This is a genomic window from Sphingobium abikonense NBRC 16140, assembly GCF_001598335.1.
Lineage (GTDB): Bacteria > Pseudomonadota > Alphaproteobacteria > Sphingomonadales > Sphingomonadaceae > Sphingobium > Sphingobium abikonense.
In genome coordinates, this window is the sequence record NZ_BCYT01000008.1 from 109,247 (window position 1) to 133,022 (window position 23,776).

Below are 23,776 nucleotides of genomic sequence, written 5' to 3' on the forward strand. Positions count from 1 at the left end.
CGCCGCCTTCGTTGGATGGTATCCCGATCAGCGCTTGTCGACCGGCACATAATCGCGTTGCGTCGGCCCAGTGTAGAGCTGGCGCGGACGACCGATCTTCTGCGCAGGATCGGAGATCATTTCGTTCCACTGCGCAACCCAGCCAACGGTGCGCGCGAGGGCGAACAGTACGGTGAACATTTCCGTCGGGAAGCCGATGGCCGACAGGATGACGCCCGAATAGAAGTCGACATTCGGGTAGAGTTTCTTTTCGATGAAATAAGGATCGTTGAGCGCGATCTGCTCCAGTTCCTTGGCAACGTCGAAAATCGGATCGTCGACGCCCAGCTTTTCCAGCACGTCCTTTGCCGTTTTCTGCATGACGGTCGCGCGCGGATCGTAATTTTTGTAGACCCGGTGGCCAAAGCCCATCAGGCGGAACGGATCGTCCTTGTTCTTGGCGCGGGCGATATATTCCGGAATCCGGTCCACCGTGCCGATTTCACGCAGCATGTTGAGCGCGGCCTCATTGGCGCCGCCATGCGCGGGACCCCACAGGCAGGCGATGCCGGCGGCAATGCACGCAAATGGATTGGCACCCGACGAGCCGGCAAGGCGCACGGTCGACGTCGAGGCATTCTGTTCATGATCGGCATGCAGGATGAAAATTTTGTCCATCGCATCGACGATGACGGGATCGACTTCATATTCTTCCGCCGGGACCGAGAAGGTCATCCGCAGGAAATTGGCGGTGTAGCTGAGGTCATTGCGCGGATAAACGAAGGGCTGACCCACCGAATATTTATACGCCATCGCCGCGATCGTCGGCATCTTGGCAATCAACCGATGGCTGGCGATGCGGCGCTGTTCCGGATCGTTGATGTCGGTCGAATCGTGATAGAAGGCCGACAGGGCCCCCACCACGCCGCACATGATCGCCATGGGATGGGCGTCCCGGCGGAAGCCGCGATAGAAGGTCGTCAGCTGTTCGTGGATCATTGTGTGACGCGTGATCGTGCGCGTGAACTCGTCCAGTTCCTTGGCCGACGGCAATTCGCCGTTCAGCAACAGGTAGCTCACCTCCATGAAGCTGGATTGTTCGGCGAGCTGGCCAATGGGGTAGCCACGATGCAGCAGCACGCCTTCATCGCCGTCGATATAGGTCAGCCCCGAGTCACAGCTGGCGGTGGACGTGAAACCCGGATCATAGGTGAACATGCCGGTGTTGGCGTAAAGCTTGCGAACGTCGATGACCTGGGGGCCCATCGTGCCATCCATGATGGCATAATCCTGGGCATCGCTCCCGATTGTCAAACTGGCCTTGTTATCCGACATGTTTTTCTCCTTGAGTGCCATCAACCGGCCGCAGCGTGCCCTGCTGCAGTCAGCCGTTCCAAGCTTTCCTCTCTTCCCAAAAGGAAGAGGACGTCAAAAATGCCCGGTGAGACCGTGCGGCCGGTCAGGGCGGCGCGCAGCGGTTGCGCCACCTTGCCAAGCCCCAGGCCAGCATCCTCTGCCACGCGGCGTATCACGTCTTCGATCGCTTCGACTGTCCAGGACGGAGCAGTCCGCAGAGCGTCGGCTGTCTTTGTCAGCAGCGCACGCGCGGGCTCATCTAGCAGAGCGGAGGCCTTCTCGTCAAAGTCGAGCGGGCAAGATTTGAACAGGAACTCCGCGCCCTCCGCAATGTCATCGAGCGTTTTGGCACGCGGCTTGAGCGGGGTCATCGCCAGGCGCAGAATATCGGTCTGCGCAGGGGTGAGTTGCGTATTGAGACGCGACTCGACGCGGGGCGCGACGAGGGCAGCGAGGCGCGCATCGTCAGCTTCGCGCAGATAATGACCGTTGAGATTTTCCAGTTTCTTGATGTCGAACCGTGAAGGAGAGCGGCCGACGCCGTCGATGTCGAATAGTTCAATCGCGCGATCGATCGAGATGATCTCCTCGTCGCCATGCCCCCAGCCAAGCCGCAAAAGATAATTCAGCACCGCTTCGGGCAGCATTCCCATATCGTCGCGATAGGCATCGACGCCGAGCGCGCCATGACGCTTGGACAGTTTCGCCCCGTCCGAGCCGTGGATCAGCGGAATGTGTGCATAGACGGGTTCGCCCCAGCCATCCTCGATCCTGGCCATGGCCTTGATGATCGTCAGCTGGCGGAAGGCGTTGTTGAGGTGATCATCGCCACGGATGACGTGCGTGACGCCCATGTCGCGATCATCGACAACGACAGCCAGCATATAGGTAGGGGTGCCGTCAGACCGCAGCAGGATCATGTCGTCAAGCTCGGCATTCTGGACGACAACGCGACCCTGAACCGCATCCTGGATGACGGTTTCGCCCTCTCGCGGCGCCTTGATGCGGATTACATAGGGCGCGCCTTCGGGGGCTTCGGCTGGATCGCGGTCGCGCCAGCGGCCATCATAGCGCATGGGCTGCTTTGCGGCGCGCTGCTGTTCGCGCAGCTCGGCCAGTTCTTCGGGCGTCGCGAAACATTTATAGGCATGCCCGGCCGCAAGCAGTTGGGCGGCGACTTCGGCATGGCGTGGCGTGCGTTCAAACTGAAAGACCGCCGGTTCGTCGCCGCCGAGGCCCAACCACTCCAATCCGTCGAAAATGGCGGCAACAGCATCGTCGGTGGAACGGGTCCGATCGGTATCCTCAATCCGCAAAAGGAACTTGCCACCATGGTGGCGCGCGAACAGCCAATTGAAGAGCGCGGTCCGTGCGCCGCCAATATGCAGATAGCCAGTGGGGGACGGGGCGAAACGGGTCACCACCTGCTTGTTCTTTCCCGTTGCGCTCGCCGTCATATTCTTTGACATTCGCCTTATCTGATCCATGAATCCGACGCCCCCTAGCATGGCTTTTGAGCCACGACAAACCTCCTATCGCGGGCGGATCGTGACGCATGCGGCGCGAATTTTTCCAAAGCTGGAAACCTGGCTGGAAACAGAGCGTGAGCAGGTCGCGCTGTGGGCGCCGGTCGGGCTTGGCGCGGGCATCGTTGCTTGGTTTCTGCTGCTCAATCCCGCGCAGTGGCTGGCCTTTTGCTGTTTTGCGCTGGGCGTCGCCGCGCTCGGGGCATTGTCGCCGACATCTGGCCGTCTGCGCCATATCCTGATCGCCGGCGCCGTGCTGGCGACCATCGGGTGCCTGTTGATATGGGGGAAGGCCGCGCTGCTGGGGCAACCTCCCCTGGCGCGCGTGGCGTTCGTGGATATGACCGCCAGGGTGCAGTCGGTTCGCGCCGTGCCCGCGCAAGATATGGTCCGCGCCATGCTCCGGCCAATCGATGCACCTGCGCTGCCGGCCATAGTGCGGGTCAATATTCCGGTCGAAGATGTGCCCGATGGGTTGGGCAAAGGTGCTGTCATCCGGTTTCGCACGCGGCTGATGCCCCCGGCTCCCCCAGCCGTGCCCGGCGCCTATGACTTTGCAGCGCGGGCCTATTTTCAGGGCATAGGGGCGACGGGAAAGGCGCTGAAGCCGATTACCGTTCTGGAGCCGACACGCGAAGCGCCCCCTCTGCGCGCGCGATTGTTCGCGCATATATTGGAGCAGGTGGAAGGACCGGCGGAAGGCATTGCCGCCGCGCTGGCCACCGGCGACCAGGGCGCGATCAGCGAAGCCGACGCCGAGGCGATGCGGCGCAGCGGCCTCGCGCATCTGTTGTCGATCAGCGGCCTGCATGTGACGGCCCTGATCGGCGCGACGATTTTTCTGTTGATGCGCGTCATGGCCATCAGCCGCAGGGCCGCGCTCGATTGGCCCCTGATGCTGATCGCTGCCGGGGGCGGGGCGCTGGTCGGCATCGGCTATACCTGGCTGACCGGGGCAGAGGTGCCGACTGTGCGATCCTGTATCGCGGCGCTTCTGGTTCTGGGAGGGCTGGCGCTGGGGCGCGACGCCATCACCTTGCGGCTGGTCGCCACCGGAGCGCTGATAGTCCTGTTGCTCTGGCCGGAATCTCTGGTCGGGCCGAGTTTCCAGATGAGCTTCGCGGCCGTGACCGCGATCGTCGCCTTGGCGGAGCATCGCCGCTTTCGTGCCTTTGCCGCGGCACGGGAAGAGCATTGGCTTCGCAAATGTGCGCGCGCCCTCGCAGTGACGCTGGCGACCGGGCTGGTCGTCGAACTGGTGCTGATGCCGATTGCCCTGTTTCACTTTCACAAGGCCGGCCTGCTCGGGGCCTTTGCCAACCTGATCGCCATTCCGCTCACGACCTTTGTCGTCATGCCTCTGGAGGTGTTGGCGCTGCTGTTCGATCTGGCCGGTCTTGGCGCGCCCTTCTGGTGGATGACGGGTCATGCGCTCGATCTGCTTCTTGCCCTCGCTCATGGCGTGGCAGCAAGTCCGCTGGCGACGCTGCTGGCGCCGGCCATGCGCCCGGGCCTGTTTGGCATGGTGATCGCTGGCCTGCTCTGGTGCCTCCTCTGGCGCACGCGGTGGCGGTGGCTTGGCCTGCCGCCGGTTGTCGTCGGCGTGGCGCTGGTTATTTCGGCGCCTTCGCCCGACCTGCTGGTGACGGGCGATGGGCGGCATGTGGCGATCCGTTCGGGGGGCGGCATGGCGATATTGCGCGATCGGGCCGGGGACTATGTAAGAGATACGCTGTCGGAGAGCGCTGGATATGAAGGGGACCTCAGCGCCATCGCGGACCTCCCGGCGGCCCGTTGCTCGACCGATCTTTGCGCTCTCAACATGAGCGATGCGGCCGGGAGGACATGGCGTTTGCTGATGACGCGCAGCGATATGCTGATCGAGCGGCCGGTCTTCGAACAAGCCTGTGCGCAGTCGGACATCGTCATCAGCGATCGTCGCCTGCCGCGCTGGTGCCGACCCCGCTGGTTACGCATTGATCGCTGGCTGCTGGCGCGAACGGGCGGCCTGTCAATCAGCCTGGCACAAGGCGAAGTTCACACCGTTCATCGCCCGGGCGACGAACATCCCTGGATTGCGACGCCGCAGACTAGAAAACGACGCCTTTCCCGTCAGTTATAGCGACGCAACAGACCCGCAAGCTTGCCCTGGATACGCACCTGGCGGGGATCATAGACTTGCGGTTCATAGGCCGGGTTTGCAGGATCGAGCCGCACCCGGCCACCATCGCGCCGGAAATATTTGAGCGTGGCTTCATTATCGTCGATCAATGCGACCACAATCTGTCCCTCGCGCGCGACATCGGTGCGCTGGATGAGCGCAAAATCGCCGTCCAGTATCCCGGCGTCGACCATGGAATCGCCCGACACCTCCAACGCATAATGATCGCCCGAACCCAGCAACGCTGCTGGCACGGACAACATGGTCTGCCCCTCCATCGCCTCAATGGGAACGCCGGCCGCGATCCGTCCATGCAAGGGAATTTCGAGCACATCATTGGCGGCAATCGGGATCGGGGCCGCAGCCTTTGGCGGCAGAGCGATAGGCGCGGCCGGCGTGCGGTGCATCGCGTCGGGCAACTTCAAAACTTCAAGCGCGCGGGCCCGGTTGGGCAGGCGGCGAATGAAGCCGCGCTCCTCCAGCGCGTTGATCAGGCGATGGATGCCGGACTTGGATCGCAGGTCGAGCGCGTCCTTCATTTCCTCGAAAGAAGGCGAAACGCCGCCTTCCTCCAGCCGGTTATGAATGAAGCTCAGCAATTCCTGCTGCTTGGGCGTCAACATCGCTGCGATCCTTCTCTGGAACGAATAAGGAACGCATAGGAAACACAAAGAGATTAGTCAAGCGCGGCAAACTACGCAGGTGGCGATGCGCGCGGCTTTCGTTAGAGCGGCAGGATGATGACGCGATCGCCCGGCCGTGCGGGCGGGGCGTGCGCCGGGCGCAGGATCAGGCAATCCGCCTTCGCCATGGCGGCGGTGGCGGCACTGTCCTGCGACGTGACCGACACGATTCCATCGGCCGATCGCCAAGCGCGCAGATAGTCGTCGCGATCACCGGTGGCGGGCAGCGGGGAGGCGAGCGCCGCGTCGGTCAGGAAGGGCAGGGGATGCGCGGCGCCGGACAAATGGCGCACGAGCGGAAGCAGGAACAGGATGCCTGTGACGAAGGCCGAGACGGGATTGCCAGGCAGGCCGAGGAACTGCGCCTGCCCCAGCGTCCCGGCCATCAGCGGTTTGCCGGGACGCATCCGGATTTTCCAGAAGTCGAGCGTGCCGCCCGCCGCCGCGAAAGCGGGGCGAACCAGATCATGATCACCCACCGACGCGCCGCCCGTCGACACGATTATGTCCGCCTGAGCGGCTTGATGAAAGGCCGCGGTCATGGCGTCAAGATCGTCCGCGACGATGCCAAGATCCATCACCTCGCACGGCACATCGGCGAGCAAGGCGGCCAGCATCGGGGCGTTGGACGAGGGCAGCATGCCGGGCGGGGTATCGGAGCCGGGCGGGACCAGTTCGTTGCCGGTTGAGAGCAGAGCCACGCGCGGACGGCGGCGCACCGGGACGCAGCCATGGCCGCCAAGTACTGCAAGGGCGACCTGCGCCGCACCCAAGCGCGAACCCCGTTCCAGCAATATGGCCCCGCGCGCGAAATCGGATGCCTGCGCCCGCATATGGCGCCCGGCGGGCAAGGGATCGGCGCTGGCCGTCAGCATGCCAGCATCCCGCGTCGCATTTTCCTGAATGAGGATGGCGTCGGCGCCCGGCGGGACGGGCGCGCCGGTGAAGATGCGCAGCGCTTCGCCCGGCGCGAGCGGTGAAGGCGTGGCAGCGCCGGCGGCGCTTTCGCCCGTCACGCGCCAAGGCCCCGGATATTCGATCGCGCGCACCGCATAGCCATCCATCGCCGACAGGTCGGCCCAAGGCTGGTCACGCAGGGCGAGCAGGTCCTCTGCCAGCCAGCGGCCCACCGCCTCGCCAACAGGCAGCGTCTGTGTCGGCAATGGCTCTGCAAGTCCGAACAGGCGCGCCTGCGCCTCTGCGACCGGCAGGAGGCTCATTCCGGCCGCCGCCAGTCGCCCGACTTGCCGCCTGTCTTTGTGATCAACCGGACGTCGCGAATGACCATGGTCTTGTCCAGCGCCTTGGCCATGTCATAGATGGTGAGAAGCGCGACTGACGCGGCCGTCAGCGCCTCCATCTCCACGCCGGTCTGGCCCGCTGTTCGCGCGGTTGCTTCGACCGCGACGCCATGATCGTCGAGGGCGAAGTCCACCGTCACCGCGCTGAGCGCGATTGGATGGCAGAGCGGGATGAGGTCTGCAGTGCGTTTGGCCGCCATGATGCCGGCGACGCGCGCAACCGCCAGCACATCGCCCTTTTTTACCAGCCCCTCCGCGATGGCTCGGGCCGCTTGACTGCTCATGTCGATCCGGCCTGCGGCAATGGCTTCGCGCACGGTGACGGCCTTGGCCGACACATCGACCATGCGGGCCGAGCCTTCGGCGTCGAGATGCGTGAGGCCGCTCATGCGCCGGTCAGCAACGTGCGCGTGGCGGCTTCGACATCGGCCTGCCGCATCAGCGTTTCGCCGACCAGGAAACAGCGGACGCCATGGGCGGACATGGCGACAAGATCGTCATGACTGCCAAGCCCGCTTTCGGCAACGAAGGTGCAGCCTGCCGGTGCCTTGCCGACCAGTTCATAAGTGCGCGCGAAATCGACGCTGAAATCGCGCAGGTCGCGATTGTTGACGCCGATGAGGCGCGAGCGCAGCGCAAGGGCGCGGTCCAGTTCGCCTTCGTCATGCACCTCGATCAGCGCGTCCATGCCGAGGCCTAGCGCGGCATCCTCTATTTCGCGCATCTGGCCATCATCCAATGCGGCGACGATGATGAGGATGGCGTCGGCGCCCAGCGCCCGGCTTTCCAGCACCTGCCAGGGATCGACCATGAAATCCTTGCGCAGCACCGGCAGCGGGCAAGCGGCGCGAGCGGCGACTAGATAGTCATCCGATCCTTGAAAATAGGGTTCGTCGGTCAGGACCGACAGGCAGGCCGCGCCGCCCGCGGCATAGGCGGCGGCATGGGCCGGCGGATCGAAATCGGCGCGGATCAGCCCCTTGGACGGGCTGGCCTTCTTGACCTCTGCGATCAGGCCGAAGCCCGACGCGGATGCAGCGTCCAGCGCGCGCCGGAATCCGCGTGGGGGCGTCTGTTCGGCGGCGCGCGCTTGCAGGCTTGCGATGCTGGTTGTCGCCTTTCGCCGCGCAACCTCCTGGCGCTTGACGTCGCAGATTTCGATCAACTTGTTGGTCATGTATAGGCAATCCAGCAATTCAAAAGCGCGTTGGCAAGGCCGCGATCGAGCGTTTCGGCCGCTTCCTCCAGCCCTTCGCGCAGGTCGATGGCGGCATCCGCCACCACCAGCGCGACGGCGGCGTTAAGCAGCACGGCATCGCGATAGGCCCCCGGCTCGCCCTTTAGCAAGGCGCGCAGAGCCGCCGCATTATAGGCCGCGTCACCGCCCCGGATTGCCGAGACGGGGCGGTTGGGCAGGCCAAGGTCAGCCGCATTCAGGCGGTGCATGGCGACCAGCGTGTGATCCTTGACTTCCGCCATAGCGTTGCCGCCCGCCAGCGACAGCTCGTCCAGTCCTTCGTCGCCCGATACGATCATCGCCCGGTCGACGCCCAGTTCTGCCAGCGCCTGCGCATAGATGGGCACGTAATCCGGCCGGGCGATGCCGACCAGCTGGCGACGGACATTGGCCGGGTTGGCGAGCGGCCCCATGAGGTTGAAGATGGTGCGCTCGCCAATGGCACGGCGGATGGGGCCGAGCCGTTTGAGCGCGGGATGATAATTTTGTGCGAAAAGGAAGCCTATGCCCAGGTCCGCCAGCGTCGCTTCGGCGGTGGCGGCGGCGCGATCGAGGTCGAGACCCAGCGCTTCGAGCGTATCGGCCGCACCCGCCTTTGACGAGGCCGCGCGATTGCCATGTTTAGCGACGGGCACGCCGGCGGCTGCCACGACCAGGCTGACGGCGGTCGAGACGTTGAGCGTATGGTGGCCATCGCCGCCGGTTCCGCACACGTCGATGGCGCCAGGCGGCGCGCTGACGGCGATCATGCGCGCGCGCATGGCGCGGGCGGCAGCGGCGATTTCGGTCGCCGTTTCACCGCGCCGCGCCATCGTCACCAGAAACGCTTTGATATCCTCGTCAGGCAGGTCGGCGTCGAACAGCAGGTCGAAGGCGACCGTTGCGGCTTCGCCGGACAGTGGCGTGGAAGGATCGGGCAGACGGGTCATGACGGCTCGCCTTAATCAGCGCAGGCACGGTAAGTCGAGGGGCAAGGCGGGCGAGCGATGTTTTTTGCGGTGCCCCTCGGTTCGATCAGGCGGCTTCGCGTCGGCGTACGGGCAGCCCCGCCAGCGTCAGGAAATTGGCCAGCATTGCATGGCCATGTTCGGTGGCGATGCTTTCGGGATGAAACTGCACCGAATGGATCGGCAGGCTGGCGTGGCGGAAGCCCATGACCGACCCATCCTCGCTCGTCGCGTTGACGATCAGGCTGTCGGGAATGTCCTCCACGATCAGCGAGTGATAGCGCGTGGCGGTGAAGGGGGAGGGCAGGTCCCGAAACAGGCCGGTGCCGTCATGGCTGACCGGCGATGTCTTGCCGTGCATCAGCCCGCCGCGCACGACCTTGCCACCGAAATGCTGGCCGATGGCCTGATGGCCCAGGCACACGCCCAGTAACGGCGCGCCCGCGTGCGCGCAGGCCGCGACCAGGTCCAGGCTGACACCGGCCTCATTGGGGGTGCAGGGACCGGGCGACAGGAGAAACGCCTTGGCGCCGCTCGATAGCGCCTGGCCGGCCGAAATGGCGTCGTTACGGACGACCTCCACCTTGGCGCCCAGTTCCATGAGATAATGGACCAGGTTCCAGGTGAAGCTGTCATAATTGTCGATGACGAGGATCATGGGCAGCTTCTAGCGGCTAAGCGTCGTGCTGGAAAGATGCCGGAAGCGAACACCGCATCCCGCGGCGCTTGAAGAATCATTTGCTTGCGCCCATATGCTGCTGTGCCGGGTTCGCCCGGCTATGGTGATAAAGTGTGTCGTATAATAGACGCAGCGGACCCGGGGGCAGTACCCGGCGGCTCCACCACCTCTCTCGCGCAGCGGGGAAGATGACGGGGCCGAACTAGGATCGACGTGTGTTGAAAGGCGATGTTTTCACCCGGCCCGTGTAAGCCGTTAAACTGTGCAAAACTCACAAGTGCCAACGATAACGAAGCACTCGCCATTGCAGCGTAATTGAGGGCCTCACGGCCTGACATTACTCTAAAATAGCGCGGTTGAACCCACCGGGCAACAGAAGGGAATTCAGCGGCCCCCGGAGGCGCCGGGCAACAGAAGCCTCCGGACTTTTCCCGCACATCGACGCTATCGAGAGCGCAGGCTTTTTGGCCGGCGGGCGGCATCGTCCGCTCCGTGGAAAAGTGATTCGTAACGCGTCGGATTCGCGCAATTATTTAGATTACGCTTTTATGACATTATGGCGTAAAATATCTAACGTATTGACTTTAAGTGAAAGAAAGTTCTTGTCGCGCGCTCGTCGCCCGCTTGCGCGCTTGTCATCTAAATGAAATACTCTTGGCTATATTGGAAAGTTTTTTTCGGGAGATGAGAGATGTTAAAGGCCGCTATGATGATCGGGGTTTCGCTGGCTATTGCCGCGCCTGCCATGGCGCAATCTGCTCCCGACAGCCTTGTGGTCCTTGGCGTACAGGATGGCAATCTGGCCGCGAATGCAATAGCTTCGGGCCAGTTTGACGCCGCGATCGAGCGGCTGGAGCCGATGCAGCCTTTCAGCGCGAACGACCCGGCGCGCCTGATAAACTTGGGCAATGCCTATGCCGGTGCCGGCCGGATGAAACAGGCGAGGGAGGCCTATCGGTCCGCGCGCTTCGCGCCGGAGATGACGCTGGTGCTGGCCAATGGCGAAGAAGAATCGTCGCGCGTGATCGCCCGCCGCGCGATGAGCCGCCTCAATCCCAGTTTTGCCGCGCGCTGACCGCTTCATTGCGTTCATGAGGGGGAGGGCGTCATCCTGGGGGATGGCGCCCATTTATCATGCCCCACCGCCATTGTCATTTGCCTGACATGAGTGTCACGCGACCGTCATTTTAAAGACGCCAGACCGTCACAGAAGCGGAATGAGCCTGTCACCTGCGCCCCTTAGTGGCCCGTCGGGAGGGCGACAGGGGGCGTTGTCCGATTCGTAAATTCCCCTGCGCTCCGCAGTTCCACAACGCCGGCAAAGCCGGAGCGGAGATGACATGGCCAAGATTAACCGTATTCACACGATCCTGATGGCGAGCTGCGCCTGCGTAGGTCTGAGCGCCTGCGGCGCGGATGATATCGCTTCCCCGGGTGAGGGCACCATCGTCATCCCGGCCCCGACGCCCACCCCGACACCGACGCCAACACCCACGCCGACGCCGACCCCGACCGCAGTGACGCCCGCAGCGAGCTGCCCGTCCATCGCCGGTCCCAACCAGCTCAGCGACCTGGGCACCATCACCGACGGCACCAACACCTGGCGCAATTGCGGCTTCCCGTCGCGCTTCACCGCGACGACGGCGATCGCCAAGGCCGCAGGCGTGATCTACTCGCTGCCCGGCCGCGTCGATGTTGGCACCGATCAAGGCGCTGCCACGACCAACACCGACGTCACGCTGAACATCGATCCGGGCGTCGTCGTGTTCGCCAGCACGGGTAACGCCTATCTGGCGGTCAATCGCGGCAACAAGATCAATGCCGTGGGCAGCGCCAGCGCGCCGATCATCTTCACCAGCCGCGAAAACGTCACCGGTGCCGCGACCGACCAGTCGTCAGGCCAGTGGGGTGGCATCGTGCTGCTGGGTCGCGGCAAGATCACCGATTGCCAGGCACCCGCTGCCGCGCCCGGCACGACGGCGTGCGAACGCGACACCGAAGGCACCAGCAACGCCCTATATGGCGGCGCGAATGACGCCGACAGCTCGGGCCGCCTTTCCTATGTGCAGATCCGTTATTCGGGCTTCGTTTTGGCCGATGGCAAGGAATTGCAGGGGCTGACCCCCTCGGGCGTGGGCACCGGCACCGTCATCGACCATATCCAGGTCCACAACAGCTCGGACGACGGCATCGAAGCCTTTGGCGGTTCGGCCAACATGAAATATCTGGTGCTGACGGGTAACGAAGACGACAATCTGGACACCGACGTCGGTTTCCGTGGCACCGCGCAGTTCCTGATCTCGGTCCAGCGCGCAAACAACAATATCGGCGACACGTTCCTGGAAACCGACTCGAACGGTTCGACCAGCAACAGCAACGCCAGCGAAGACGCGCTGCCCCGCCAGTATCTGAAGGTCGCCAACTTCACGCATATCCAGCGGTCGAACACCGGCGATGACGGCGCTTCGATGCTGCTGCGTGGCGGCGCGGACCTGGCGCTGGTCAACGGCATCATCGTCAGCCCCGATCAGAGCTGCCTGCGCATCAACAGCGCCGCGACCGTTCGCGACGCCGACACGACGCTGCAGGACGCCGGCAAGCCACGCTACATCTCGGTGGTCATGCAGTGCAACAGCACGCCCTACAAGGGCACCGGTGGTGTCGACGTCGCTGTCGTGAAGTCGATCTTCGAAGCCGGCCCGAACAGCAGCATCAACTACACGCCGTCGCTGACCAGCCTGTTCATCAACGGCGCGACCGAAACCGCCGTGACCGCGACCGATCCCAAGACGATCGACAGCGCTTTCACGACCACCAACTATGTCGGCGCGGTCATGGACAGCAGCGACACCTGGTACGCCGGCTGGACCTGCAATTCCGTGACCGCCAGCTTCGGCAGCGCCAGCGGCAACTGCACGGCCATCCCGACCGCCTGATCGGCACCTGACCTCAATAGGGGCGGGGGAGCGTGAACCGACGCTTCCCCGCCTTTCTTGCACTGTATATTCCCAAAGGGGGACCCCTAGCATGTCGAAGCCGCTGACCTTGGCGCGCCTGCTCCTGATTTCCACCGCGCTGGTCGCTCCCGTGGCGATGGCGCAGACCGACACCAGTTCCTCGTCCGCCGGCGACGCGGGCCTGTCGACGACGCCCAGCACTGCCGACGAAGCAGCCGCCCAGTCGGGCGATGTCGACGTTTCCATTCCCGGATCCGACATTGTCGTCACGGGCCGCCGGACGAGCAACATCTCGCAGGCCGCGCCGCAGGTGGTGAATGTCCTCTCGGCTGCCGACATCAAGCGGACGGGCGAAGGCGACATTGCCGGATCGCTTCAGCGCGTCACCGGCCTGTCGGTCGTGTCGGGCGGTTATGTCTATGTCCGCGGCCTTGGCGATCGCTATTCGCTGGCGCTGCTCAACGGATCGCCGTTGCCCAGCCCGGAACCACTCAAGCGCGTCGTCCCCCTCGACATCTTCCCGACCAGCGTGATCGCATCGACCCTGGTGCAGAAGAGCTTTTCGGCCAACTTTCCGGGTGAGTTTGGCGGCGGTGTCATCAACCTGACGACCAAGGCGATTCCCACTGAATCCTATCTGGAAATCGGCGTGGGCAGCTCCGCCAATACCGAAACCTCGGGACAGCTTGGCTATACCTATTATGGCAGCAAGTCCGACTGGACCGGCTTTGACGATAGTTCGCGCGACGTGCCGCCGCTGCTCAAGGATGCCTTTGGCGCGGGCGTGCCCTTCGCGAATATCGATCGCTCCGACCAGCAAGCGATCGCCATGCAGTTTTTGAACAGCAAGACGTCGGTGCTTCAGCGCACCAACAGCCTGCCGTTCAATTTCTCCGGCTCGATCAACGGCGGCACGGCGTTCGACGTCGGCAGCGACGCGCGCGTCGGCATCATTGCCACGGCCGGCTACAGCAACAAATGGCGCACGCGCGACAATTTGCAGCAGGCGTCGCTGACGGTCGAGGAAGGCGCTGGCAAAAGTTATAATCAGGTCGTCACCGACAATCAGATCACCGTCAACGGCCTGCTGGGCGTCGGGGTCGAGTGGGGCGAGCAGAAGCTGCGCTGGACCAACCTCTATATCCGCGACACGCTGAAGCGCGCGTCACTGGCGATCGGTCAAAATGACGGGCTTATCCAGGGTGCGGACTATCTGACGCAGCAGACCGCGTGGTATGAGCGGCAGCTGATCGACACGCAGTTCGTGGGCGAGTTCAAGTTCGACGATGCGCTGAGCCTTGACGTGCGGGGTGGCTATGCCAATTCGCAGCGCGAAGCCCCGTATGAACGGGAGTTCGTCTATGTCCGGTCCAACCGCGATCTCGATATCGACCCGGTTGGCGACCGCTTCATCAATGCGCTCAACCGTCAGCGCGGCGATGCTTCGGTAACGTTCAGCGACCTGAACGAAGATTTGTGGTCGGGCGGCGCGGACCTCAGCTACAAGATCGCGCCAAGCTTCACCGTGACGGCAGGCTATGCCTATACCGACACGAAGCGCACCTCGTCACGCTATGAGCTGCATTTCGATGCGGTGAACCTGCCGGTGCCGGTGCAGCAGCTGCGCCCCGACTATCTCCTGTCGGATGCGACCATCCAGCTTTACGACCTTGGTCTGCTCGACTTTTCGGGTCTTTACCCCGTCTATGACGCGGCGCTGCGCGTTCATGCCGGGTACGGGCAGGTGAAGGCAGAGCTGTTCCCGGGCCTCAGCATCGACGCTGGCGTGCGCTACGAAAATGGTCGCCAGTCAGTGACAGGCGTCGATGTCTATTCGACCGGCGAAACCCCGTTCAATCAGGTGAAGAACGACTACTGGCTGCCGGCCGTTACGCTGACCTATGATGCGGGAGGCGGTTTGCAGTTCCGCGCATCGGGGTCGAAGACCATCGCCCGTCCACAGTTCCGCGAACTGATCGCGCAGCCCTTCATCGACACGGAGTCCAACCGCTTCTATCGCGGCAACCCGTTCCTGCAGGATAGCGAGTTGTGGAATGCCGATATTCGCGCGGAATGGTATATGGGCCGTGACGAGCGGCTGACGGCCTCGGCCTTCTACAAGAAGATCGACAATCCGATCGAAACCTTCACGACCATCACCGATACCTATGCGGTGACGACCAGCTTCGCCAATGCGCCCGAAGCGACGCTGTACGGCTTTGAAGTGGAAGCGCAGAAATATATTCCGCTCGATGGGATGGACTCCAATTTCTTCCAGACCCGCCGCGTGGTGCTGATCGGCAACTATACCTATACCCAGTCGGAACTGAAGGTGAGCGATGGCGACACGACCATCCCCTACACCTACACGACGGGCGACCTGCCGGCCGCGTCGGACTATTTCGTCGATGGCGCACCGCTGACGGGACAGTCGGATCATCTGGTCAACGTCCAGATCGGCCTGGAAGATACCGACAAGCTATCGCAGCAGACGCTGTTGCTGACCTATGCCAGCCCCCGCGTCACCAGCCGTGGCCCGAACCTGCAACCCGACATCAAGGAAAAGCCAGGCCTGACGCTCGATTTCGTCGCGCGTCAGGGCGTGACCCTTCCAGGCGGCATCAACAGCGAGTTCAAGTTCGAGGCCCGCAACATTACCGGTCGTAAATATCAGGAGTTCCAGGAAGCTGGTGGCACCAAGATATTCTACAATCGCTACAAGATCGGCACGACGATCGCTGCGTCGCTGACGGTAGCCTTCTGAACTTGGTCCGGTGGGGGCCTGATCGCCCCCTGATCGCGCGGCCGGCTCGTCCTTCGACGGGCCGGCCGTTGCGATTCTGGAACGAGGGAGGGCAACCGTGCGTCCTGCTTTGCATCCGCCCCTTTCGGCGCGTGACGGAGGATGCATGGGACGCGAAATCGAACTCAAGCTTGACCTGACGGAGGACGCCGCCAGCCGCCTGTGCCAGTGGGACGGCTTGCCAGAGCGCGAGGATGTCACGCGCCTCCGCGCCACCTATTTCGACACGCCCGATGCGCAACTTGCAAACAAAGGCCTCAGCCTGCGCATTCGCCAATCCGGGCGGCGCAAGGTGCAGACCGTCAAGGGCGATGGCTCATCCGCCGCCGGGCTATTCGCGCGTCAGGAATGGGAACGGCCCGTCCGCTCATATTCGCCCGTGCTGGATGGGGATACCCCAGTCCAAGACGCGCTGGGTGACGCGGTCAGCCAGATTGAGCCTTTGTTTGAAACCGATGTCGAACGCACGCGCTGGCTGATCCAAGAAGGGGACGCGCGGGTGGAGATGGTGATCGACCGGGGGGTGGTGCGGGCAGGCGCACGCGAAGCGCCGCTGTGCGAGGTGGAACTGGAACTGGTCGATGGCGCACCAGCCGCACTCTTCGCGATCGCGCGCCGCATTGATGGCGAAGTGCCGGTGCGTCCGGCGGTGCTGAGCAAGGCCGAGCGCGGCTATGCGCTGCGCGGTCCGGTGGCAGAAGCCGTCAAGGCGGAGCCGGTGTTGGTGAACGCCAGCATGAAGATCCGTGAGGCCTTTCTGACGATTGCGGGCGCGTGCCTGCGTCATTATCGCCGGAACGAAGCGCTCTTGCTGATCGAATATCGTGAGCGCGCCCTGCATCAGGCGCGGGTGGCCGTGCGCCGGATGCGCAGTGCGCTCACTCTGTTCAAGCCGGTTTTGCTGGAAGCCGATGTGGCGCGCTTTCAACGGGAGTTGCGCTGGCTGGCCGGGATGCTGGGCGAGGCGCGCGATCTGGACGTGTTGCACGGGCGGTTGGCGCCGGGCGCGCAGGCCGAAATTGCCGGGGTTCGCGCCGAAAGCCAGGCGCGGGTCCGCGCGTGGCTCGAATCAGCGCGGGTGCGCGGTCTTCTGCTGGATATCGCGGAATGGCTGGCGCTGGAGGCAGGATGCAGCGGCGCTGCGGATGCACCAATTTCCGACTTCGCGGGCAGTCGCCTGAAAAAGCTCCACAAGCGCGTCGCCAAGGGCGGCGATGGCCTCAAGAAACTGCCACCGGACAAGCGACACAGAGTGCGCAAGGACGCCAAGAAGCTGCGCTATGGCGCTGAATTCTTTGCCGGCGTCTATGCGGACAAGGGGGCGCGCAAGGCCCATGGCGCTTACGTCAAGGCCTTGGCCAAAGTGCAGGATCGGCTGGGCGATCTCAATGATCTGGCGACCGCGCCCGCCCTGTTCGCGCGCTACCATCTGGCTGACGATACCGGCTTGGTCATCAAATCGGAGGAGACATTGCTGCGCAAGGCCGGGAAAGCGCATGACCGCTTCGCATCGGCTTCGCGTTTCTGGCGATAGTGATCAGCCCCAGGGACGTTCGCGATACCATTTGGTGATGACATGCTTGACGCCGCTGCGCACCTTCATGCCGTGGTGGATGCTGGCGGGGTTGGGGGTGCCTGATAACAAGCGATTATTCCATGCCAGCAGCTTGCCGGTTTCAGGCTGGACCGTCTTGCCGATGCGAGTGAAGCGCGTGGCGCCGCCGGCAGTGGGCTGGTCCAGATAGATCATCACCGTCCATGTGCGATTGCCCGCGACGGCGCAGTAGCGATCAAAGTCAGCGCCTTTGGGATCGAAATAGTCGGTGTGCGCCTTGAATTCCTGGCCCACGGCATAGCGCTGGCCCTGGATCGGTTCTCCATATTCGGTCGATATGCCCGTGAAGGCGTCGAGACGCGCGTTGATGCCCGCAACAAAGGGATCGTCATGATCCAGGTCGCACGTTTCGCTCGTGCGGAAATAGCCGTCGCCATTATGATCGGCGATGGTCGACGGGCGGCGCTGCGCGTCGATTCGGTCGATCAGCTGCGTGCATTCCTCAGCGCTCAAGAAGCCCTTCAAGATGAAGAGCGCTAGCTCCTTGCTGGGGACGCGCTGAACGCGGGGGCGCGTCGCGATCCATGCCGGATCGGCGTCGAGACCGGCGGGCGCGGACGGTTGAAGGGCTTTCGACGTCATAGGTCCTCTATAGAGCGACGATTTGGGAATCGTGGAAATGCTGCTTTTCAGCGCAAGACAGGCTCCGCGCGCAAGTCTGTCATATCACCGCAACATTAGCGTCATTTTGCTGTAAAGCGCCGCGCCTAGCAGGCTCGCAGAATTCGGGGGCTTGTCGAACATCATGCGCGTGCCGATTGGGGACAGGATTGACCGGTGGCGTCGCGCCCGGCCTGCCGTGCGGGGCGTCGACTGGCTGAGCCTTCTGGAAAAGGCGTTGCTGGTCGTCCTGGCGCTGCTGCTCGTCCGTTTGATCTGGGCCGTGGTGACGCCCGTCGGCAGCTTCGGCCCATGGGAAGGACGCCAGGCGCAGCTCTTGTCTCCTCAGGCGCGCGCGCTGTTGTTCGGCAGCTTCGACCCGTTTTTCCGGGCTGAAGCGCCGCAGCAGTCGGGCGGCGTCGTTACCTCCCTGGCGCTGACAGTCTATGGCATCCGCCTGAATGAAGGGTCGGGCCTTGGGTCGGCCATCATTGCAACCCCCGACGGCGTGCAGAACAGCTATGCCGTGGGGGATGAGATCATGCCCGGCGTGGTCCTGAAGGCCGTCGCCTTCGATCATGTCACGATCGATCGCGGCGGGGCCGAGGAACAGGCGTTTCTCGATCAGTCGACGCCCGCAGCCGACGCCGAAACTCCACCGGCGGGCGAAGGATGGACAAGCGCCGCGCCGCCTCCTCCTGCCGCGCCCGGTGGCGGGGGCGGCGTGACCGCCGATATGCTGAAGCGGGATGTCGGTTTCGCCCCCCGTATGGACAATGGCCGGATGACGGGGCTGGTGGTCGCGGCCAAGGGGCCGGGCTTCGCCACGGCAGGCTTTCGCCCGGGCGACATCGTGACACAGGTCAACGGCCAGCCGGTCGGCGACCTGCAAAGCCTTCAGAACCAGATCGCGCCCGGAGCGCGCCTATCCCTGACTGTCGAGCGCGGCGCGGCCGTCGCGTCGGTCAACCTCATAGTGCAAGGCCAATGACCCGCAAATTCCTCTTTTCCGCCGCCATGGCCCTCGCTCTGGCGACGCCGATCGCTTCGGTCCAGGCGCAGCAGACGCTCAATGTGCGTGACGCCGACATTCGCGCCTTCATCCAGGACGCGGCGCGGGTCACGGGCCGCACCTTCATCATCGACAACAAGGTGCAAGGGAAAGTGTCGGTCGTCACCGACCGGCCGCTCAGCCGATCGGAATATTTCGAGATTTTCCTGTCGACCCTGCGCGCCAACGGACTGGTGGCGGTGCCGGCGCCGGGCGGCGCCTATCGCATCCAGCCGGTCGATGGCGCGGCGGGCCAGCCCAGCGGCGTCGGCCGCGCGGCCAACCGCAACAGTTTCGTGACCGAGGTATTCCGCCTGCGGTCGATCGACGCGGCAAGCGCATTGGAAACATTGCGCCCGCTCGTCAGCAAGGAAGGGTCCGTGACCGCAAATCGCGCGGGCAATAGCGTTGTCGTCGCCGATTATGCCGACAATGTCGCGCGCATCCGGCAGGTGATCGCCCGCATCGACCGGGATACGGCGGCAACGCAGATGGTCGCGCTGAAAAATGCCGGCGCGCGCGAGATCGCAACCTCGCTTCAGGCGCTGGTGACCAATGGCGGCGGGGGCGAGAATGCCGCGCCGTCTGCCGCAACCGTGGTGCCGATCGACAGCAGCAATTCGGTGGCCATCCGAGGGGATGCCGGAACGGTTGCGCGACTTGCCAATATGGCGCGCGAACTCGATCGGCAGGCGGCCAGCGGCACGGAAATCCGGGTCTACTGGCTGGAACATGCGGACGCCGAGAAATTGTTGCCGGTCTTGCAGCAACTGGTGGGCCAATCGACCAGCGAGCCGATTACGTCTTCGACGCCTGCGTCGGGTGGCGGGCAAGGCGCTGCGCCTGCGTCGCAGGCGGCCGCTCCAGCCGCGTCGGCGGCGTCCTCCTCATCTGGCGGCGGGATCAACACTCGGGGTCCGGCGATCGTGACCCGCTATGAGGGCGCGAATGCCATCATCGTTGCCGCCAACAGCGATGTGCAGCGCATGCTGGGCGAAACCATCCGCCAGATCGACACCCGCCGCGAACAGGTGCTGGTGGAGGCGATCATCGTCGAAATCAGTGATGCCGCCGCCAAGAAGCTGGGCGTTCAGTTCCTGATCGGCAGCACAAAGACCGGCTTTGCCGCCACCAACTATAGCAATGCGTCACCCAACCTGCTGACGCTGGCTGGAGCCTATGGCGCGGACCAACTGGGCACGACGACGACCACGGTGGTGGCGCCTGATGGCACGCGCACAACGACCGAGGTGCGCGAGAACAGCGACCTTGCCAGCACGCTGCAACAGGCTGCGATCAACAGCCTGCAAAGCGCGACCGGGGCGATCGCCGGCTTGGGCGGCAGCATCGGCAGCAACGGCATTTTCGGCGCGATCATCAACGCGGTGAAATCCGATACCGAAAGCAATCTACTGTCGACCCCTTCGGTCATGACGCTGGACAATCAGAAGGCGTCGATCCTGGTCGGTCAGCAAGTGCCGGTGACGACCGGCGAGGCGCTCAGCCAGAATTTCGACAATCAGTTCCGCACGGTGCAGCGCCAGGATGTCGGCATCAAGCTGGAGGTGAAGCCGCAGATCAATACCGGCGGTGCGATCAAGCTGTTCCTGCGTCAGGAAGTGTCGAGCGTGGCGGGGCCGGTCAGCAATGACAATAGCGACCTTATCATCAACAAGCGCGAGATCGAAACGACCGTTACCGTCGACGATGGCGAGATATTGGCATTGGGCGGGTTGCTTGACGACAATGAGCGCAAGACGATCGAGCGCATCCCGCTGCTGTCCGAAATTCCGGGCATCGGCGAACTCTTCAAGTCCCGCAGCCGTAGCCGCACCAAGACCAACCTGATGGTTTTCATCCGCCCGACGATCCTGCGATCCAAGGAAGACGCGCAGAAGCTGACGCAGCAGCGCTACGGCTATATTCGCGGCATGCAGTTGCAGCGCGATCCGGACTCCGAGCCGACGATCGACGAGCTGGTGCGCGACTATATGGGTGCGGCGCCGCCGATTGCGCCGCCGCAGCCAGGCGACATGGTGGTGCAGCCGCAGGCAAGCGCGCAGCCCGACGTCATCGAACCCACCGTCCGCCAGTCCAGCGGCGTGGTGCGCCCGGTTGATATCCCCGCGAGCGGAGAGCAGCGATGAGCGACGAAGCCGCGCCCCCACCGCCATCTCGACCGATTGACATTCCCTATGTTTTCGCTCGCAAGCATGGCGTCGTTCTGTTGCCGCAGGAAGGCGACCGGATCATGATTGCCGTGCGGGCGGGCAGCGATCCGCGCGTGCTGCTGGAGGTGCGCCGTCATCTTGCGCGCAGTTTCGACGTGCGCTTCGTCGAACCGGCCGAGTTCGACCGGCATCTGTCCAATCATTATGCAATGCAGGGCAGCGCGGCGGCGATGGCGGGCTCGCTCGAAGTCGGCGCGGATGAGCTGGACATATTGGCGGCCGACATTCCCACCGCCGACGATTTGCTCGACAGCGCCGATGACGCGCCGGCGATCCGCCTGATCAACGGCATCATCGCCGAAGCCGCGCGGCAGGGCGTGTCGGATATTCATATCGAGCCATATGAAACCGGGCTGATTGTACGGATGCGCGTCGACGGCGTGCTGCGCGAAACGCTGCGGATGCCGCCGCACGTTGCCCCGGTGGTGGTCAGCCGCATCAAGGTGATGGCGCGGCTCGACATTGCCGAGCGCCGCGTGCCGCAGGATGGGCGCATCGGCCTGACCCTTGGCGGCAAGTTGCTCGACGTCCGTGTATCCACGTTGCCGAGCCGGGCAGGCGAGCGGGTGGTGCTGCGTATTCTCGACAAGGAGAATGCGGGCATGAACCTGGACCTGCTGGGCATGACGGGCGCACCCGATCGCATCTTTCGCGAAGGGCTTTCCGAACCCAATGGCATCATCCTTGTCACCGGCCCGACCGGGTCGGGCAAGACGACCACGCTTTATGCCGGTTTGCGGCAGCTCAACGATGGCAGCCGCAATATCCTGACGGTCGAGGACCCGGTCGAATATGCGATCGAGGGCGTCGGCCAGACGCAGGTCAATGCCAAGGTCGGGCTGACCTTTGCGGCGGGTTTGCGCGCGATCCTGCGCCAGGACCCCGATGTCGTCATGGTCGGCGAAATCCGCGACCGCGAGACAGCCGAGATTGCGGTTCAGGCGTCGCTGACCGGGCATCTGGTGCTGTCGACCGTCCACACCAATGACGCGGTGGGGGCGATCACCCGGATGCGGGACATGCGGGTCGAACCCTTCCTGCTCGCCTCCACCCTGCGCGGCGTCGTCGCTCAGCGGCTCGTCCGCCGCCTTTGCCAGCATTGCCGCGAGCCGGTGCAGGCGGACAAGTCGGCAAGCGCGCTACTGGGTTTCGACCCCGGCACTATCATCTACAAGGCGCGCGGGTGCGAGGAGTGTGGCGGTTCGGGCTATAAGGGCCGCATTGGCGTTTTCGAGGCGATTCGCGTGGACGACACGATCCGTCGCCTGATCAACGATGGCGGGGACGAGTCGATGATTGCGCGCCATGCTTTCCTCAATGCGCCCAATCTGGGGTCGGCGGCGCGCGCACTGGTGCGCGACGGACAGACGACGGCCGAAGAAGCGATCCGCGTGTCGCGCCGCGACGCGACCGAGGTGGAAACCATCGCCGATGGCTGATTTCGACTATGTGGCGATCGACCCGGCGGGGCGCGAGCGGTCGGGCAAGGTCAAGGCCGATACGGTCGATGACGCCCGTGCCCGGCTGGACGCGCGCAAGCTGTTCATCGTGCGGCTGGAACCCGGAGCGGCCACCAAGGCGCGGCAACGGGCGGGGCTTTCGCTGCGTGCGCCACGGCTCAGCGCCAAGGAACTGACGCTGTTCACTCGCCAGCTTTCGACGCTGATCCAGGTCAGTCCGTTGGAGGAATCGCTGCGGACCATTGGCCGCCAGAGCGAGCAGGACCATGTCCGCGCCATCGTGGGCACGGTACATGGCGGCGTGCTGGAAGGGCGGCGGCTGGCCGATGCGCTGGGCGCCGAGCCGCGCAGTTTTCCGCCGCTCTATCGCGCCATGATCTCCGCCGGCGAAAGCTCGGGCAGTCTGCCGACCATCATGGAGCGACTGTCGGACCTGATGGAGCGGCAGGCGCTGATGCGATCGAAAGTGCTGACCGCCATCGCTTATCCATCGGTCCTCGCGACATTCGCCGTCTGCGTCGTCGCCGCGCTCATGATCTTCGTCGTGCCCAAGGTTGTGGAGCAATTCGACACCGTGGGACAGGAATTGCCGCTGCTGACCCGCATGGTCATGGGCCTGTCCGCGTTCCTGGCGGATTATTGGTGGTTGTTGCTGCTGTTGCTGGGCATCTCGGCTTTTGCGTTCTGGCGCGCGTTGAAGGTCGACGGTTTCCGCTACCGGTTTGACGCGACATTGCTGAGCCTCCCGCTGCTCGGCCGGCTGATTCGCGACCTGCATGCGGCTCGAATGGCGCGGACGCTGTCGACGATGGTGGCGAGTCGCCTGCCATTGATGGAGGGATTGTCACTGACCGCGAACACGGTCCACAATCGCGTGCTGCGCCGCGCATCCGACGATATTGTCGAGGCGATACGGGGCGGCGGCAGCCTGTCGGCGGCACTGCGCCGGGCCGGCGTATTTCCGCCGCTGCTCGTCTATCTCGCGGCTAGCGGTGAAAGCGCGGGTCGGCTTGACACGATGCTGGAACGCGCCGCCGACTATCTGGAGCGTGAATTTGACAGCTTCACCTCTGCTGCCCTGGCCATGCTGGAGCCGGTGATCATCATAGCGATGGGCGGCATCGTCGCCGTCATCATTCTGTCCATCCTGCTGCCGATCCTGCAGCTGCAAAGCCTGACCGGGGCTTGAA

At 63.9% G+C, this 23,776-nt stretch carries 18 protein-coding genes and 1 other RNA gene; 10 read left to right on the top strand and 9 right to left on the bottom strand.

Going from position 1 to position 23,776, the window contains the following annotated elements; genetic code table 11:
• Positions 1-27 precede the first annotated feature (27 nt).
• Together SAB01S_RS11230 and gltX are read right to left on the bottom strand one after the other, a co-directional pair.
• Positions 28-1,314, bottom strand: a complete 1,287-nt coding sequence (locus SAB01S_RS11230; protein ID WP_021225763.1) for a citrate synthase — start codon at positions 1,312-1,314, stop codon at positions 28-30.
• Between the two features lie 20 nt (positions 1,315-1,334).
• Positions 1,335-2,792 (bottom strand): glutamate--tRNA ligase, encoded by a 1,458-nt coding sequence (gene gltX / locus SAB01S_RS11235; protein ID WP_062733139.1) that lies wholly within the window; start codon positions 2,790-2,792, stop codon positions 1,335-1,337.
• Positions 2,793-2,841: 49 nt separating this feature from the next.
• On the opposite strand from gltX, the gene SAB01S_RS11240 reads away from it, so the two are divergent.
• Positions 2,842-4,983 carry a ComEC/Rec2 family competence protein gene (locus tag SAB01S_RS11240; protein WP_083951303.1) on the top strand — a complete coding sequence of 714 codons (2,142 nt, stop codon included), beginning with the start codon at positions 2,842-2,844 and terminating at the stop codon, positions 4,981-4,983.
• Here the strand turns inward: SAB01S_RS11240 and lexA are convergent.
• From lexA to SAB01S_RS11270, 6 genes are all read right to left on the bottom strand, one after another.
• Positions 4,974-5,645, bottom strand: coding sequence for a transcriptional repressor LexA (gene lexA, locus SAB01S_RS11245; RefSeq protein WP_062733088.1), 672 nt, complete (start codon positions 5,643-5,645; stop codon positions 4,974-4,976). The genes SAB01S_RS11240 and lexA overlap by 10 nt on opposite strands.
• A gap of 101 nt (positions 5,646-5,746) precedes the next feature.
• Positions 5,747-6,925, bottom strand: coding sequence for a molybdopterin molybdotransferase MoeA (locus SAB01S_RS11250; protein ID WP_062733089.1), 1,179 nt, complete (start codon positions 6,923-6,925; stop codon positions 5,747-5,749).
• Complete coding sequence (moaC, locus tag SAB01S_RS11255; RefSeq protein ID WP_062733090.1) at positions 6,922-7,395, bottom strand: cyclic pyranopterin monophosphate synthase MoaC; 474 nt, start codon at positions 7,393-7,395, stop codon at positions 6,922-6,924. The genes SAB01S_RS11250 and moaC overlap by 4 nt, the downstream gene beginning before the upstream one ends.
• Complete coding sequence (gene trpC / locus SAB01S_RS11260; RefSeq protein ID WP_062733091.1) at positions 7,392-8,183, bottom strand: indole-3-glycerol phosphate synthase TrpC; 792 nt, start codon at positions 8,181-8,183, stop codon at positions 7,392-7,394. The genes moaC and trpC overlap by 4 nt, the downstream gene beginning before the upstream one ends.
• Positions 8,180-9,172 (bottom strand): anthranilate phosphoribosyltransferase, encoded by a 993-nt coding sequence (trpD, locus tag SAB01S_RS11265; protein ID WP_062733092.1) that lies wholly within the window; start codon positions 9,170-9,172, stop codon positions 8,180-8,182. Before trpD ends, trpC begins: the two co-directional genes overlap by 4 nt.
• A gap of 85 nt (positions 9,173-9,257) precedes the next feature.
• On the bottom strand, positions 9,258-9,848 hold the full coding sequence (locus tag SAB01S_RS11270; protein WP_062733093.1) for an anthranilate synthase component II: 591 nt from the start codon (positions 9,846-9,848) through the stop codon (positions 9,258-9,260).
• 64 nt (positions 9,849-9,912) lie between these two features.
• Here SAB01S_RS11270 and ssrA point away from each other — a divergent pair.
• From ssrA to SAB01S_RS11295, 5 genes are all read left to right on the top strand, one after another.
• Positions 9,913-10,256, top strand: a transfer-messenger RNA (tmRNA) gene (gene ssrA / locus SAB01S_RS11275).
• 304 nt (positions 10,257-10,560) lie between these two features.
• Positions 10,561-10,944: a tetratricopeptide repeat protein gene (locus SAB01S_RS11280; RefSeq protein ID WP_062733094.1), complete on the top strand. Its 384-nt coding sequence runs from the start codon at positions 10,561-10,563 to the stop codon at positions 10,942-10,944.
• A gap of 265 nt (positions 10,945-11,209) precedes the next feature.
• Positions 11,210-12,805: a beta-helix domain-containing protein gene (locus SAB01S_RS11285; RefSeq protein WP_062733095.1), complete on the top strand. Its 1,596-nt coding sequence runs from the start codon at positions 11,210-11,212 to the stop codon at positions 12,803-12,805.
• Positions 12,806-12,896: 91 nt separating this feature from the next.
• Entirely contained in the window at positions 12,897-15,590 is a 2,694-nt protein-coding gene (locus SAB01S_RS11290) for a TonB-dependent receptor domain-containing protein (protein ID WP_062733096.1), read from the top strand.
• A 145-nt stretch (positions 15,591-15,735) separates the two neighbouring features.
• Positions 15,736-17,163: a CYTH and CHAD domain-containing protein gene (locus SAB01S_RS11295; protein WP_062733097.1), complete on the top strand. Its 1,428-nt coding sequence runs from the start codon at positions 15,736-15,738 to the stop codon at positions 17,161-17,163.
• 3 nt (positions 17,164-17,166) lie between these two features.
• On the opposite strand, the gene SAB01S_RS11300 is transcribed toward SAB01S_RS11295, so the two are convergent.
• Positions 17,167-17,826 (bottom strand): prolyl hydroxylase family protein, encoded by a 660-nt coding sequence (locus SAB01S_RS11300; RefSeq protein WP_062733098.1) that lies wholly within the window; start codon positions 17,824-17,826, stop codon positions 17,167-17,169.
• Between the two features lie 163 nt (positions 17,827-17,989).
• On the opposite strand from SAB01S_RS11300, the gene SAB01S_RS11305 reads away from it, so the two are divergent.
• The 4 genes from SAB01S_RS11305 to gspF are packed head-to-tail and all read left to right on the top strand — an operon-like array spanning position 17,990 to position 23,775.
• Positions 17,990-18,835 (top strand): type II secretion system protein N, encoded by an 846-nt coding sequence (locus SAB01S_RS11305; RefSeq protein ID WP_062733099.1) that lies wholly within the window; start codon positions 17,990-17,992, stop codon positions 18,833-18,835.
• A complete protein-coding gene (gene gspD, locus SAB01S_RS11310) occupies positions 18,832-21,042 on the top strand; it encodes a type II secretion system secretin GspD (RefSeq protein ID WP_062733100.1) in 2,211 nt (736 codons plus the stop codon). Before SAB01S_RS11305 ends, gspD begins: the two co-directional genes overlap by 4 nt.
• On the top strand, positions 21,039-22,565 hold the full coding sequence (gene gspE / locus SAB01S_RS11315) for a type II secretion system ATPase GspE (protein WP_062733101.1): 1,527 nt from the start codon (positions 21,039-21,041) through the stop codon (positions 22,563-22,565). The genes gspD and gspE overlap by 4 nt, the downstream gene beginning before the upstream one ends.
• Entirely contained in the window at positions 22,558-23,775 is a 1,218-nt protein-coding gene (gspF, locus tag SAB01S_RS11320; RefSeq protein WP_062733102.1) for a type II secretion system inner membrane protein GspF, read from the top strand. The genes gspE and gspF overlap by 8 nt, the downstream gene beginning before the upstream one ends.
• Position 23,776 lies beyond the last annotated feature (1 nt).

Excerpts from the sequence above, each read along its gene's own strand:
- gspD (WP_062733100.1), top strand. The coding sequence starts at position 18,832 with ATGACCCGCAAATTCCTCTTTTCCGCCGCCATGGCCCTCGCTCTGGCG.
- SAB01S_RS11270 (WP_062733093.1), bottom strand. The coding sequence starts at position 9,848 with ATGATCCTCGTCATCGACAATTATGACAGCTTCACCTGGAACCTGGTC.
- moaC (WP_062733090.1), bottom strand. The coding sequence starts at position 7,395 with ATGAGCGGCCTCACGCATCTCGACGCCGAAGGCTCGGCCCGCATGGTC.
- gspE (WP_062733101.1), top strand. The coding sequence starts at position 21,039 with ATGAGCGACGAAGCCGCGCCCCCACCGCCATCTCGACCGATTGACATT.
- SAB01S_RS11290 (WP_062733096.1), top strand. The coding sequence starts at position 12,897 with ATGTCGAAGCCGCTGACCTTGGCGCGCCTGCTCCTGATTTCCACCGCG.
- SAB01S_RS11305 (WP_062733099.1), top strand. The coding sequence starts at position 17,990 with ATGCGCGTGCCGATTGGGGACAGGATTGACCGGTGGCGTCGCGCCCGG.
- gspF (WP_062733102.1), top strand. The coding sequence starts at position 22,558 with ATGGCTGATTTCGACTATGTGGCGATCGACCCGGCGGGGCGCGAGCGG.
- SAB01S_RS11300 (WP_062733098.1), bottom strand. The coding sequence starts at position 17,826 with ATGACGTCGAAAGCCCTTCAACCGTCCGCGCCCGCCGGTCTCGACGCC.
- SAB01S_RS11250 (WP_062733089.1), bottom strand. The coding sequence starts at position 6,925 with ATGAGCCTCCTGCCGGTCGCAGAGGCGCAGGCGCGCCTGTTCGGACTT.
- gltX (WP_062733139.1), bottom strand. The coding sequence starts at position 2,792 with ATGACGGCGAGCGCAACGGGAAAGAACAAGCAGGTGGTGACCCGTTTC.
- SAB01S_RS11280 (WP_062733094.1), top strand. The coding sequence starts at position 10,561 with ATGTTAAAGGCCGCTATGATGATCGGGGTTTCGCTGGCTATTGCCGCG.
- trpC (WP_062733091.1), bottom strand. The coding sequence starts at position 8,183 with ATGACCAACAAGTTGATCGAAATCTGCGACGTCAAGCGCCAGGAGGTT.
- SAB01S_RS11240 (WP_083951303.1), top strand. The coding sequence starts at position 2,842 with ATGGCTTTTGAGCCACGACAAACCTCCTATCGCGGGCGGATCGTGACG.
- trpD (WP_062733092.1), bottom strand. The coding sequence starts at position 9,172 with ATGACCCGTCTGCCCGATCCTTCCACGCCACTGTCCGGCGAAGCCGCA.
- SAB01S_RS11230 (WP_021225763.1), bottom strand. The coding sequence starts at position 1,314 with ATGTCGGATAACAAGGCCAGTTTGACAATCGGGAGCGATGCCCAGGAT.
- SAB01S_RS11285 (WP_062733095.1), top strand. The coding sequence starts at position 11,210 with ATGGCCAAGATTAACCGTATTCACACGATCCTGATGGCGAGCTGCGCC.
- lexA (WP_062733088.1), bottom strand. The coding sequence starts at position 5,645 with ATGTTGACGCCCAAGCAGCAGGAATTGCTGAGCTTCATTCATAACCGG.
- SAB01S_RS11295 (WP_062733097.1), top strand. The coding sequence starts at position 15,736 with ATGGGACGCGAAATCGAACTCAAGCTTGACCTGACGGAGGACGCCGCC.